Source organism: Rothia aerolata, assembly GCF_014635585.1.
GTDB lineage: Bacteria > Actinomycetota > Actinomycetes > Actinomycetales > Micrococcaceae > Rothia > Rothia aerolata.
Genome location: NZ_BMDC01000003.1, coordinates 247,255 through 260,366 on the forward strand (window position 1 = coordinate 247,255; position 13,112 = coordinate 260,366).

At 51.8% G+C, this 13,112-nt stretch carries 11 protein-coding genes; 1 reads left to right on the top strand and 10 read right to left on the bottom strand.

Annotated elements, in window-relative coordinates:
* Positions 1 to 23: 23 nt before the first annotated feature.
* The 5 genes from IEV00_RS11270 to IEV00_RS09095 are packed head-to-tail and all read right to left on the bottom strand — an operon-like array spanning position 24 to position 5,353.
* Positions 24 to 983 (bottom strand): CDP-glycerol glycerophosphotransferase family protein, encoded by a 960-nt coding sequence (locus IEV00_RS11270; RefSeq protein ID WP_188360123.1) that lies wholly within the window; start codon positions 981 to 983, stop codon positions 24 to 26.
* Positions 896 to 2,482, bottom strand: a complete 1,587-nt coding sequence (locus tag IEV00_RS09080; protein WP_188360042.1) for a glycosyltransferase family 2 protein — start codon at positions 2,480 to 2,482, stop codon at positions 896 to 898. The genes IEV00_RS11270 and IEV00_RS09080 overlap by 88 nt, the downstream gene beginning before the upstream one ends.
* Entirely contained in the window at positions 2,475 to 3,947 is a 1,473-nt protein-coding gene (locus IEV00_RS09085) for a glycosyltransferase family protein (RefSeq protein WP_188360043.1), read from the bottom strand. Before IEV00_RS09085 ends, IEV00_RS09080 begins: the two co-directional genes overlap by 8 nt.
* A complete protein-coding gene (locus IEV00_RS09090; protein ID WP_188360044.1) occupies positions 3,937 to 4,587 on the bottom strand; it encodes a hypothetical protein in 651 nt (216 codons plus the stop codon). Before IEV00_RS09090 ends, IEV00_RS09085 begins: the two co-directional genes overlap by 11 nt.
* Positions 4,580 to 5,353 (bottom strand): DUF6270 domain-containing protein, encoded by a 774-nt coding sequence (locus IEV00_RS09095; protein WP_308936405.1) that lies wholly within the window; start codon positions 5,351 to 5,353, stop codon positions 4,580 to 4,582. The genes IEV00_RS09090 and IEV00_RS09095 overlap by 8 nt, the downstream gene beginning before the upstream one ends.
* A 526-nt stretch (positions 5,354 to 5,879) precedes the next feature.
* Between IEV00_RS09095 and IEV00_RS09100 the strand changes: the two genes are divergently transcribed.
* Entirely contained in the window at positions 5,880 to 7,631 is a 1,752-nt protein-coding gene (locus IEV00_RS09100; protein WP_229723160.1) for a glycosyltransferase family protein, read from the top strand.
* A gap of 68 nt (positions 7,632 to 7,699) precedes the next feature.
* On the opposite strand, the gene IEV00_RS09105 is transcribed toward IEV00_RS09100, so the two are convergent.
* The 5 genes from IEV00_RS09105 to IEV00_RS09125 form a co-directional block, all read right to left on the bottom strand.
* Entirely contained in the window at positions 7,700 to 8,587 is an 888-nt protein-coding gene (locus IEV00_RS09105) for a DUF559 domain-containing protein (RefSeq protein WP_188360046.1), read from the bottom strand.
* Between the two features lie 137 nt (positions 8,588 to 8,724).
* Positions 8,725 to 11,043 (bottom strand): phosphoribosylformylglycinamidine synthase subunit PurL, encoded by a 2,319-nt coding sequence (gene purL, locus IEV00_RS09110; protein ID WP_188360047.1) that lies wholly within the window; start codon positions 11,041 to 11,043, stop codon positions 8,725 to 8,727.
* Positions 11,044 to 11,069: 26 nt separating this feature from the next.
* Positions 11,070 to 11,804 carry a phosphoribosylformylglycinamidine synthase subunit PurQ gene (gene purQ / locus IEV00_RS09115; protein WP_188360048.1) on the bottom strand — a complete coding sequence of 245 codons (735 nt, stop codon included), beginning with the start codon at positions 11,802 to 11,804 and terminating at the stop codon, positions 11,070 to 11,072.
* A 3-nt stretch (positions 11,805 to 11,807) separates the two neighbouring features.
* Positions 11,808 to 12,059, bottom strand: coding sequence for a phosphoribosylformylglycinamidine synthase subunit PurS (purS, locus tag IEV00_RS09120; protein ID WP_188360049.1), 252 nt, complete (start codon positions 12,057 to 12,059; stop codon positions 11,808 to 11,810).
* Positions 12,060 to 12,144: 85 nt separating this feature from the next.
* The gene (locus tag IEV00_RS09125) at positions 12,145 to 13,083 is read right to left on the bottom strand and encodes a 3-methyladenine DNA glycosylase (protein ID WP_229723161.1); all 939 of its coding nucleotides are present in this window, start codon (positions 13,081 to 13,083) and stop codon (positions 12,145 to 12,147) included.
* Positions 13,084 to 13,112: the final 29 nt, after the last annotated feature.

A 13,112-nucleotide genomic window follows, 5' to 3' on the forward strand; every position in this document is an offset into this window, starting at 1 on the left:
GTAACGGGAGAGGGTGGGGCACATTACTCAAACCGTGTCTCTAATATTAGGGAGACTAGTTTCTCACAGCTAGGTTCAGGAGGTAGGTCTGCAGGTTGTCTGAATCTAGTAACATCATCAGCCACTGCATGCTTCACTGCGCTGGGTAACTCAGCGAAATCATCGACTAGGATAAAGCCTGAATCTAGATATTTATCCCGTAACTTGAAAGAAAGAGGATCAGACTCCGGTGCTACCAGCACGCCTGGAACACCAATAAAATGGCCTTCATTAACTATCGATGATCGGTCAGTTACTACGACTGCTGCTCGGGCCAAGAACTCCTGAACCTGGTTCCCCCGTATAACTGGGATGGACGGGGTGATATTGGATTCTGCAAAAGCCTCCTCCATATTGGGGTGCAGAAAGAATACTGGTACCAGATTGAGCGTGCTGATATTCGCTACCCACTGAGTCCAATCGTTTATCCACGAATCAATAGTTGTACCAGGTATTTTGTGACGAATCTTTGGCGACCAAGTAGGGGCGATTAGTAGCACATCTTTTGGGGTAGACATCGCTCTTAGTTGTTTTAGAGCATCGTGTCTGGGTAGACCGGTTTGCCATACTTCGGGACTGCTTAGGGTGTAATGGGTCCCGTCGCCTATGATTTCAGCAGTCTCTCGATCAGTGCTGGTGAGAAGAACATCAATTCGACGGGAATTCAACCACCGCCATATTTGATTCCGTATGATGCCGTGTTGCAGAAATATAATCCTTTGTTGTAAAGAGACCTTGCTCAATAGTGGTGCGAGAGAGCTATCGCTGATATCGCTGACAAGTATTTCCTGCGCAGAAAGTAAGGTTTTCTCATAATCTGAAGATTCTGTTGAAACTAGCGTGAAGCCTTCTTTTTCTAGCCGATTCCAATCGGTTGAATCCGGCGAGAGGGCATATATATGGCGTATTTCTGGTAGTTTTTTTCCGCGTAACGGTAGAAAAATTCAGCATTATCTGAAGCACGGTGAGCACGATCCATGTAGAACCAAATGGGAGGTTCTTCTCCTGTTATGCCTGATAATCTAATTGTCGATTCTTTCTTTAAGAAATTATTATTAATTTGGAAAATATTTTTTCGAAGATGCCAGAGTTTTTTGCGTAAATTAGTTAAATTATTATTTTTCCTTATAACTTCTTTTGGTTTTTGAATAAAATTTTCTTTAGATTCTGAATGAGGAAGGCGAGGGTTTCCTCTAAAGGGTGCAACAATCTGGGGGTTATCATCTAATACAACTGGGGTTCCCTGCTGTGCCCAAAATATACGCTCTCGTACAAGTTCTACTCCAAAAAGCGTGTGGCTTACCCAGCGCATATGCTGAGGTTCTTTTTCTGTTGGAAAAGTTTCTAAGGGAAGCATCCCGGTAAAGAAATACGTATGCTTAACTAGTTTTTGCCAGGGCTTCTTATTGTAGATGATTATTTGGTTATTTAAAGGTGTAGCGACAAAGCCCGTTCCTGCTAGGAGCATCATGCGGCGGTCAAGGCTGAGCGGTGTAAGAGCGTACTCCTGGACTGCTTCTGGCCTGATACTTAGAAGAACCGTACGTATCAATTCGGTGCAACGTAATAATGTATCGGCAGCAACTAGTTGGCTAGGATGAATAACTTGGCGATCAGCCTCTATATACCAGGAGAGCTCATAGAGAAGCACATTTTCTAGCCACCGGGGAACATGCCCTAGTTTTTCTATCGCCAGCTGAATCCACGGTAGGTAGATTGCTGTGAAGGGTAGAACATATTTATCTGGATTTGCCCATGCGGTCGAAGTAGTTGAGTTAGAAGAGATGACATATCTGTAGGTGGCTTCAGCGCAGAATCCAACTTTGAAATCGGGGCGTAGCGCAGAAACTTCAATAAGATAACGCGATATGAAGTCAGCATCTTCGGACCAAGAGATCCCCTTAAGGAAACTAACTTCGGTTGCTTCTAAAAAACGTCTATTAAAGGCAGCTGCTGCTACGGATAGCCCAATCATATGAGGCTTTTCAAGTAAACTAACGACTTGGTTTCCACCATAGAATCGGTAGCGCAGTGGGTGATTATCCGTAACTTGTCCATTGACTTCACGAACAACGCAAGTGTGAATTAACGGTAACGAAACCGGTGCGGAGGAAACCATCTTCTCAAGCGCATCAAAATATCCTGGAGCGTATGTGTCATCGGCGTCAAGAAAGCATACCCAGTCAGCAGTAGCGTATGAAATTCCTATGTTACGGGCAACGCTCACTCCCGCCGGCAGGTCATGGTTGTTCTCAATAGAAGTAGTTTTTACTACTATCCGCTCGTCCTGCTCAGCGAGCTGTTGAGCTTTACTTAACGTACGGTCGCATGAATCTACTATTATAAAGACATTTTGCGTGAGTGGGGATAGCGCAGACTTCACGGCCCGAGCGAGAGTATGCTCAGCTTGATATGCAGGAATAATTACGTCAAAGCTAGTCACCCAAAACCTCCTGACGCCACCGAGTGCTAACTTGAGCGAAATCAAAACGGTAGGCGTATTGAGATGCTCTGTGGCTTTCTACTATCCAAGTGCGGTTTGTAACCGTTGAATAAATATAGTTAGCAATTTCCTGAGGGGAGTCAAAAAGCCACCGGTCAGTAAAAATCTCTTCGATTCCCTCGCGCGGTAGGAAAACCGGAACGGCGCCAGAAGCCATACCTTCTGCTGCTGCAAGATGAAAAGTTTCTCGCTCCGAAAGCGATAAAATCCAACCGATTTTGGAAAACCATCCCTCAACATTAGCGCCAGGCGATTCAAATACAACATGGGATCTTAAAATATCATCATTTGATACTAAGGAATAAAGATCTCGGTATGCATCGACCTCAGCTATATTCTGCTGCCATAACCAAGTATGATTCCAAGGATTTTCTCCCCGCAGGTGGAGCGTAAAACGCGTATCTTTCTTAACAAGTAAACGTAGAATCTCGACTGCTACTTGGGGACGTTTTAGCAGAGGGGTGAATCCCAACATGCCTAAATGAAACTCAGCAGAAGAGGTTTTTTTCCGATAAAAAGAACCGTGGTTAATTGAATTTCCTATTACTTCAATCTGGCTACTTTCCCAGCCATGACGCGCTAGTAGCTGATTCTTATAAAAGGCAGATACCGTAAGAACCTTCTCTACGGAATCCATATTGAGGTTATTAATCCATTCAGATTTACTTTCAAACCCGTGGAGTCGTATAAATAATCTTTTATCGCTTGATAAATGGTGTGAATACCACACTGCATTGCGACCTGCCCATTCACAAAGGATAGTATCTGCCCAAGTAATATCAGATTGGATATTTTCTGGTGGTGTCGCTGAAGCAAGCGGCCACTCCTGTAATCGTACTTCCACCCCTGGAAGCCTCTGAAACATATGAACCGTGTCTGCAATAAATCTAAAATCATGACTTGAAATCAGAATCTTCTGGTTTACGCCAGTGAGATTTCGGGACTCCTCAACGAGGTCTTCAAGCGCCTGGACTTGCTTAATCAGACGCACGCGCCCTGACATGCCTGCTACAAGGTATTCAAGTATAGACCTTGAAGGCTCATCAAGAACCATGACTAAGTCAGCGACAGCGGCAATTCCTTCGAGGTTCCTAAGTGCAGATTTATAAACAGTGCTGTAGTCTCCAGGAATATCTGGTAAAACCGCTACGAAAGGTATGTTTAAAGTGAAAGATTTTGATAAAAATACATTCGCACTATAACCAATGCACAAAACCACTCGTGGGCTATACCTATCGATAGAAGAGTTAAGCTCGCTTGTGATCTGTGAGTTAATACCTTTTTGCTTAACTATTTGAAAAGATAGAAGGGATTTTTCTAACCTGCCGATTAGCTTTGCTGTAGCGCGGTCAAGAACCTCCTCGTTCTGACCTTTTCCCTTGAACAGAAGAACATCACTGGCCATGAGTAATCTCCTCTGCTTCATAGCGAATCAGCGTTTGAATAAATGGTGAGAAAGGTGGAGAAAATGCATCACGCGAAAATTTATCTATTTCTCGTATATTCCCTGGTATAGCCTTGCGTAGCCGTGTCAAAGTACTTGTTATTGAGAAAGAGCGAGGGGCTTCGGAATCAGGGATTGTCGATTCTATCAAAATTGGGGTTACTAAATTTCGTTGTGCATTCTTAACCATTGCTAAAAGCTCATCAAAAAGATGTTCGCCTCCGGGCTCTAATGTGCCTGCCCAAGCTCCTTGTTCCAGAGCTGCGGTTTCGACGACAAAAAAACTTGCATCAATTTCTTGAGCTACTGCGTACCCCCATCCAGGCTCAAGCTGAACAAATGAGTTACCTGTATCGCAGAAGTTCTGGAGCCGTTCACTCACTACTCCGCAAGCATCGGCTTCACGCCACCAGCCAGGGAGTTTGGTCATGTGGCGACCAAAGAGTACTTTTGCTAAGGCTGAGGAACTTTCAGCTATTTTAGATTCTTCATATGATGTAATTACCCTACCTAAGGGAACAAGTAATGGTTCAGGAGCTACAGGGGTGGGTTTATTTGTGTTAAACTTGGGAAAGCGAAATTTACTTTTGTTCTCAGGCATCAGTGAGTTCTTTCTCTTGAGTGCTGAAAGAGTCCACTATGTCAGTAAGCTTGCGAGTCATTTCTTTATATACCTCGAGAGTGTAGTGGAAAGGCGCCAGTCCCCACTGATGCAGAGGCTCTGCATAGACTGGAAAGTCTGTGAGGTCAAGTATTTGTAGTCCTAGAGATTGCAAATAAGCGTAGTAACGTGCAAAGAGCTGATTCGCTTCAGAAGCGTTGAGCCCCATGCTTGAAGGAACAGTTTTTCCCTCTCTGGTGTGTTTAGCCCATGGAACTTTTACAACAACAGTTTTTTCAAAGAGGTCGTTCTGCCTAAGTCGAAAAGCAAATACATCGGCGGCGTGCTTCCAGGTTTTGAAATGAGGGCTAGTGCCAAACTTCAAGAATTGGCAGTTCTGAACTTCTTCTTCTAACGGGGTTCCAACAATTTCCGCTGTGCGTGTTACTACTTCGTTCCTGGTAAATCGATAGATACCGTGACGTTCATCGAAGAGGTCAACCAACAGTAAATCAATCTTATTCTTATAGGAGAAAATCTGACTCCAAGCATTGCCTGCCCAGTCCTCGTGCACCATTCTGTTCTGGAAATTTGATTTAAGACTGAAACCAGCAGGCCAATGTTTGCTCGCATCACGTCCCATCGAAGCCAACGATTGGCGCGCTTGGTACTTCAGAATAGGAAAGCTCTGACGAGGCAGGAGCTCAAACATGTCCCGTGATACGCAGGAACCGTAGATGAAGGTTTGTGTCGGTGAATTGATCAGTTTCGTTGCCGCCTCTCCAAGTTTAACTTGGTATCAGAACCACTTATCATAGTAGCTGAAACAAGTAGTGTAGAACTACTTGTTGCCGTGTACGGTAAGCGGACGAAAAAACTAGTCTTCTCGGATCCCATAAGGGAGTACGTCATTCCTGACGTGGAGGCTTGTTTTCTGCATTGTGTGGGATGATGTCAGCTAATATCTGGAAGCTTAATTTGTATCCGAGTAGCATGTACGAATGTAAAAGTGTTTGACGCTGTAGGTTTATATAGCTTGAAGCAGGCTATGCAGTATATAGATTTACTTTTGAGAATGTAATTTGAAAATGAGGATTTAAATAATGAGCAGTAACCGGTTCCGCGAGGTCATTTCCTATCTCCGTCGCGCTATGTGGCACTTGCGTGCCGGTGGTACCTCCCAACTCCGGACTTTTAGAACACGCCGAAATATGACTATTGGAGTTGACGCACGTGCCAATATAACTCAGGTTTCTCCTTTGCTTCGGCTCTTTAAACTAGGAAAAGCTGACTTGCAACTGGATTTCCCTGCAACGAACCCCGATGAAGCCAGCACCCCCGCCTACGGCCACCTCAAAGTCGCCACCATTCTTGATGACTTCTCAGCCGCCGCCTGGGGCCACGAATTCACCACCGTTCCGGTTACTCCTGGCAACTGGGAAAACGAAATTGCCGGCGGCATTGACATGCTCTTCGTAGAATCCGCCTGGGCAGGCAATAGCGGGGCCTGGCGCTACAAACTCACCGGCTCCAAAGCCCCCGCCCCCGAACTGCGCGCCCTGGTGGACTACTGCACAAACCACGGCATTCCCACACTCTTCTGGAACAAAGAAGACCCGCCCCACTTCGAGGATTTCCTGCCCACCGCAGTCCTCTTCGACCACGTCTTTACCTCAGACTCCAACAAAATCCCCGACTATAAACAGCGCCTAGGCCACGACCGCGTGCAGGCCCTCGCCTTCGCCGCCCAAACCGCAATCCACAACCCCATTCGCCCCCAGCACGGCTGGCACGAACGCGACGTTGCCTTCGCGGGCATGTACTTCGCCCACAAATACCCCGAACGCCGCGAACAGATGGACCTGCTGCTGGGAGCCGCCCACGCGGCGTCCTCAAAAATGGAGCACGGGTTAGAAATCTTCTCCCGCTTTCTCGGCGACGACCCCAACTACCAATTCCCCGCCCCCCTCGACACCCGCGTGGTCGGCTCCCTGCCCTACAGCAAAATGCTCACCGCCTACAAGGCATACAAGGTCTTTCTCAACGTCAACTCCGTGGTTGATTCCCCGAGCATGTGCGCCCGCCGCGTCTTTGAAATTACCGCCAGCGGCACCCCGGTGGTCTCCACCCGCTCCGAGGCAATCCCGCGCTACTTCAGCCAAGACCAGGTACCCGTAGTCGACACCGAAGCAGACGCTCAGGCAACCCTGCGCGCCCTCGTGCGCTCCCCCGAATACAACTCCCGCACCACCCACCTGGCCCAGCGCACCATCTGGGCAGAGCACACCTACACCCACCGCGCCGAACAGCTGCTTTCCGCCGCTCACCTGCTGCCCGCGCGTCCTGCAACTGCCCTGCCCACGGTCTCAGCGCTCGTCTCCACCAACCGCCCCAGCCAGCTCGAGCACGTGCTAAGAACCGTTGCCGGCTTTCGCGGCGTGGAGGTCGAACTCAACCTCCTCACCCACGGCCACACCGTCAACACCGCCGAGGTGCGGGCTTTCGCCCGCGATCTCGGCCTAGAGCACCTCAACCTGCTTTCCGCCGAGGACGACGTTCCCCTGGGTGAGTGCCTCAACCGCCTGGTTGCCGCCTCGGCTGGGCAGGTGCTGACCAAGGTCGATGACGATGACCTTTACGGCCCCGAGTACCTGCGCGATCTGCTCTACGCAAGGCGCTTTTCAGGTGCTGACCTGGTGGGTAAACAGGCCCACTACATGCACTTTGAATCATCGGGAGCAACTATGGTGCGCAACCCCGAGCGGGAACACCGCTGGACCCACTTCATTATGGGCCCCACTCTCACAGGCTCCCGTGATGTTTTTGAAGAAACCCCTTTCAGCGCCCTGGGCCGCGGCGAAGACACCGATTTTCTACAGCGGGTTATTGCCGCTGGCGGGCGTATTTATAGTGCCGACCGGTACAATTTCATGCAGGTTCGCTCAGCTTCAGCGGCTCACACCTGGGATATTAGCGACCGCGAGTTGATGGGTGGGGGAGTGATTTCTTTCTATGGAAAGGGCCTGGAGAACGTGATGATTTAGGCTCTCTGCTGCTGAGGTACTAGTTGAGCGCCGAGGTACTGGCTTGAAGCTAGTACCTCGGCGCTTTTCTAGTACCTAGATGCCCTATACATGCCTTGGCGAACCATAAATGCCACCCGCCCAGGATCTTGAACATCGCGCCACTCAACCCGAATAACTGTCCATCCCTCATTCTGAAGGGCGCGCTCGCGTTTACGTTCTGCTAAAACAGAACGTTCAGCATTGTCGCGGTACTTAACATCGCCATCAAATTCAAGCAACAGCTTGAAACCCTGAATCAAGAAATCAGCCCTAAAGGAGCCAGATGCAGTTTGAATCCACTGCTGCTCTACAAAATCTATCCCGGCTTGTATGAGCGCAATTCTGGTTAGAGTCTCGCCGGGAGACTCCGCCAGGGGACTCATGAGCTCAGCTACCCGCCTGCATGAACGTGCACCTCTTCCCGTAGCTTCGTTTAGGGCAGCAAAAGCCTGAGCGGGGGTTAGCTGTTTCAAATGCAAGGCACCGTCAGCAATGCAGAGAGCATCTGCCAGCGGCAATGATTTTGCGCAGTCAACCACGGTGTGCACTGCTGTGGTGAGCGTAATCCCCAGAATCTCTTGCGTTGCTGGTTGCTGGCTGTAGTAGTGCTTCTTTGCACCTTTGACCTGCCCCCTGCTGTGGGGGAGTGCCATGATATGTAATTCGCGAGGAACATGTAAAACCGGAAGACCCAATGCCAGCGCAGCAGACTCATGCGTAAAAACGTAATTGCACCGCTGGGATAATGCCTTCATCTGAAGCAGGTGTCGCTCTGACGGGTAGAGCCCCTCCCAGTGTTGCGTTTCAACATAGAGACCTTTTCGCAGCGGGAGCAGACGCTTTTGTTTTACCTCCTTGGCAATGAACTTTTTGCTGTATCCACGGTCTAAAAGAAGCTGCGTAGATAGTAACGGAATATCTTTCTTGTGATTCATGCACTCAGCTTGAGGCAATTTATGGCTAAAAGATATAGGTTAATTTTTATGACTGTGGATAACTTGCCTGAGGTACTAGAAAAGCGCCGAAATACTAGCTTGTAGCTAGTATTTCGGCGCTCAACTAGTACTTTGCGCTAGCCCTGCGCTACCTCACCAAAACGTGATGACAGCGCAGACGACCAGGATTCGCGCAGCTTATCCAGGGAGATTGAAGTCTCGCCCTGAATTTCAATAGCGTTAATCTCGTTATCGACCACACCCAGGCGGGCCACCGCCAGACCGCGGGCTGAAACCAGGTCCTTGAAACGTGCCTCAACATTGTGGGGCACAGAAACCAGCACGCGGCCCAGGGATTCGGAGAAGAGCAGGGTGAAGGTATCCAGACCATCACGCTCAGCAACCTCTGCCAGGCTCAAACGAGCGCCCACGCCAAAGCGCAGCGATGCCTCTGCCAGCGCGCCGGCAAGGCCACCGGCCGAAACGTCATGGGCTGAGGTAATCATCTGATCGCGGTTGAGAACATTGAGCACCGAAGCCAGAGTCTTCTCGTGCTGAAGGTCTACCTTGGGAGGCTGACCACCCAGGTGACCCTTGTAGCGGGCCCATTCGGAGCCATCGAGCTCATCGCGAGTAGTGCCCAGCAGGTAGATAGCCTGACCGTCCTCGGCAACCGACCAGCCCGAGGGAACCCGGGCGGCGACGTCGTCCATCACACCCAGCATCGCAACCACCGGGGTGGGGTTAATTGCCTTGCCCGAGGTCTGGTTGTAGAGCGAAACGTTACCGCCGGTCACGGGCACGCCCAGCTCCTGGCAGCCGTCGGCAATGCCGCGCACGGCCTCAACGAACTGCCACATCACATCGGGATCCTCGGGGGAGCCGAAGTTCAGGCAGTCAGAAACCGCCGCAGGACGAGCGCCCACGGTAGCCACGTTGCGGTAGGCTTCAGCCAATGACGCCCGCGCGCCTTCATAGGGGTCAAGGTAGGTAAAGCGCGGGTTGGCGTCGGTAGAAAGTGCCACGCCAGCGCCGGTTTCCTCGTCCACGCGAATCACGCCGGAGTCATCGGGCATAGACAGGGCGGTGTTGCCCTGTACGTAGCGGTCGTACTGGTTGGTAATCCAAGACTTATCGGCCATGTTTGCTGAGCCCATGAAGTCAATGATTGCCTGTCCCAGGTTGTCGCCGACGGGGCGCTCAGAGTCTGCCTCAGAGCCAACAAAGTGGTCTGCCTGTAGCCGATCCTGCCAGTCGGGGCGGGCGTAGGGGCGGTCATAGGTGGGGCCGTCGTGGGCAACGGTCTTGGGATCGACGTCCACAATCACCTGGCCGTCCCACTCAATCACCAGGCGGCCGGTATCGGTGACTTCACCCAGAATCGAGTACTCAACGTCCCACTTCTTCATGATGTCTTCAAAGCGGGAGAGGTTCTCGGGGGTGACCACGGCCATCATGCGCTCCTGGGATTCTGACATAAGAATCTCGCCGGGAGTCAGAGTGGGGTCGCGCAACAGAACCTTGGTGAGGTCAACGTGCATGCCGCCTTCACCGTTGGATGCCATCTCAGAGGTTGCGCAGGAGATACCGGCAGCGCCGAAGTCCTGAATACCCTCGATCACCTCGCCCTTGAAGAGCTCCAGGCAGCACTCAATCAAAACCTTCTCAGCGAAGGGGTCGCCTACCTGAACAGCAGGGCGCTTAGAGGGCTTGGAATCGTCGAAAGACTCAGAAGCCAGCACAGATGCGCCACCGATGCCGTCGCCACCGGTGCGGGCACCGAACATAATCACCTTGTTACCCACGCCAGAAGCGTTGGCCAGGCGAATATCCTCGTGGCGCATTACGCCCACGGCCAGGGCATTCACCAGCGGGTTAGCCTGGTAGGAATCATCGAACTCCACCTCGCCACCAATGTTGGGCAGGCCCAGCGAGTTACCGTAGCCGCCAATACCCGAGACAACACCGGGCAGCACACGCGCGGTATCGGGGTGGTCAATGTTGCCAAACCGCAGCGGATCCATTACCGCAACCGGGCGGGCACCCATCGAAATAATGTCACGCACGATACCGCCTACACCGGTGGCAGCGCCCTGGTAGGGCTCCACATAGGAGGGGTGGTTGTGCGACTCAATCTTGAAGGTCACAGCCCAGCCATTGCCAATGTTGAGCACACCGGCGTTCTCGCCAATGCCCACCATCAGATCTTTCTTCATCTCATCGGTGACCTTCTGGCCAAACTGCTTGAGATGAATCTTCGACGACTTGTAGGAGCAGTGCTCAGACCACATCACCGAGTACATGGCCAGCTCAGCTGCTGTAGGACGACGCCCCAGCAGCTTCTTAATGTCTTCAAACTCGTTCTCTTTCAGGCCGAGTTCAGCCCAGGGAAGTTCAGTCTCGGGAGTAGCCGCTGCGTTCTCAACGGTATCCAGATTAAACTGCTTGTCACTCATGTGTTTAGTCAATCCTTGCTTTCTGGCTACTTGTTGATAATCGCCTGTAGAGCCGAGGTGAATACACCCAGACCGTCGGCACCCGCTCGCAGAGCGACGTCCTCGCCCGAACCCACCGAAGAGGGGCCGAAGCCGGGCTCCACCGCGTGCTCGGGGTGGGGCATTAGACCCACCACGTTGCCGCGCTTGTTGGTGATACCGGCGATGTCGTTGCGGGAACCATTGGGGTTGAAGCCCACGTAGCGGAAAGCCACCCGGTTCTCCGCCTCAAGCTCCTCAAGGGTAGCCGGGTCGGCAACGTACTGGCCGTCCTGATTCTTCAGAGGAACAACAATCTCCTGGCCTTTCTCGTACTGAGAGGTCCAGGAGGTCTCGTTAGTATCAATGCGCAGCACCTGATCACGGCAGATGAACTTACGGTGATCGTTCTTAATCATGGAGCCGGGCAGCAGGTGAGATTCGGTCAGAATCTGAAAACCGTTGCAGATACCCAGCACCGGCAGAGCAGCCTCAGAATTAGCCGCATCGATGACCTTGCTCATCACCGCAGCCTTAGCGGCAATAGCACCGGCGCGCAGGTAGTCACCGTAGGAGAAACCGCCGGGGATAATCACGGCATCAACATTCTTTAGGTCAGCTTCATCGTGCCACAGAGACACCGGGGTGCCGCCGGCAAGTTTCACAGCCCGGGCTGCATCGCGGTCATCGAGAGTGCCGGGAAAAGTCACCACGCCCACACGAACATCTTTGAGGTCTGTCATCGACTAGTCCTCCAGCGCAGAAACGTTGACGACGTCTTCAATCACCGGGTTAGACAGCAGCTCCTCAGCTGCCTGGCGAGCCTGAGCAAGCAGCTCCTCAGTAACTTCGCCTTCAACAGTCAGCTCAAACCGCTTACCCTGGCGCACATCGGAGAAATTCTCCAAACCAATGCGGGGCAGTTCATTCGCGATTGCTTTACCCTGCGGGTCAAGAATCTCGGGCTTGAGCATAACATCAACTACAATACGGGCCATTTGGCAGGCACTCCTTGGTGTGCAGAAACTACAGTGAGCCGCTTATAAGTCTAACCTAGATCACCCTGGCCGTTGTCTGCTGGTGCTAGGTTATGCTGTCTAGTTCTGCTGAATACGTATTGACCACTTCAAGCAGGCGGTTTCTCAGCTGCACGCTGCGCTCGGCAAAGCCCCTTTGAATTCTGACGTATTCCGCCTTGCCCTCGGCGGTTTCAACCTTCACCGGCTCGTAACCCCAGTCTGTGAGGTCGTAGGGGGCGGCCTTCATATCGAGCTCGCGCACCTGCCAGGCAAGCTCGAAACAATCCATGAGCAGGTCAGAAGAAACCAGGGGAAGGAGCTTATAGGCCCACTTATAAACATCCATGTTGGCGTGCAGACAGGCAGGCTGCTCTAAGTCGCGCTGGGCCTGCCGGGTGGGCTGAAGCTCGTTCATGGGAGCCGCCTGCGGCATGAAGAAGCGGAAAGCATCAAAGTGAGAGCACCGAATACGGTTGCTCTCCACCACCCGGTCGGTACCACTGGCACCCAGCCGCAAATCGAGGTACTCGTGGCGGATGTTGTTCTCTTTGGACTTGTAAGCCATGGCCCACTCGTGCATGCCAAAGCAACCGAAAAAGCCCGGCTTAGCGGCGGTTTTGCCCAAAATTTCACGGGTGAAATTTAGGGCGGTAGCCCGGCGTTCTAGGAAGTCTTGCACATCTACAATTGCGGCGGTTTTTGCCCGGGCGTGCTCGCTTGCTTCTTCTTCGCTGAGCCCTGCCTGCCTCAACTCTGCCTCGGTTGCGGGGCGGTAGAACTTTTGTCGGGTCTGCTCCTCGGCATCGAGCAGAATCACTCCGGCACCGGGGTGCCAGCGCTTCATCTGGCCGGGTTTGAGCGTGTAGTAGGTAAAGAGGAAATCTTCAACCGGGTGCTTCTGGCCGCGGTGTCTTCTTTCCAAGAAAGGGTCTGCGTAACGGCCGGCCCGCTGCTCGTGTGCCTGGGCGAGGGGCTGCCACTGCTGGCGGGTAAGAAAAGTCATGGGCACCATTTTACGGTTGAGGGTTTCTG

Bases quoted from the DNA above. Each gene is read 5' to 3' on its own strand.
- IEV00_RS09085 (WP_188360043.1), bottom strand. From the start codon at position 3,947: ATGGCCAGTGATGTTCTTCTGTTCAAGGGAAAAGGTCAGAACGAGGAG.
- IEV00_RS09090 (WP_188360044.1), bottom strand. From the start codon at position 4,587: ATGCCTGAGAACAAAAGTAAATTTCGCTTTCCCAAGTTTAACACAAAT.
- IEV00_RS09105 (WP_188360046.1), bottom strand. From the start codon at position 8,587: ATGAATCACAAGAAAGATATTCCGTTACTATCTACGCAGCTTCTTTTA.
- purL (WP_188360047.1), bottom strand. From the start codon at position 11,043: ATGAGTGACAAGCAGTTTAATCTGGATACCGTTGAGAACGCAGCGGCT.
- purQ (WP_188360048.1), bottom strand. From the start codon at position 11,804: ATGACAGACCTCAAAGATGTTCGTGTGGGCGTGGTGACTTTTCCCGGC.
- purS (WP_188360049.1), bottom strand. From the start codon at position 12,059: ATGGCCCGTATTGTAGTTGATGTTATGCTCAAGCCCGAGATTCTTGAC.
- IEV00_RS09125 (WP_229723161.1), bottom strand. From the start codon at position 13,083: ATGACTTTTCTTACCCGCCAGCAGTGGCAGCCCCTCGCCCAGGCACAC.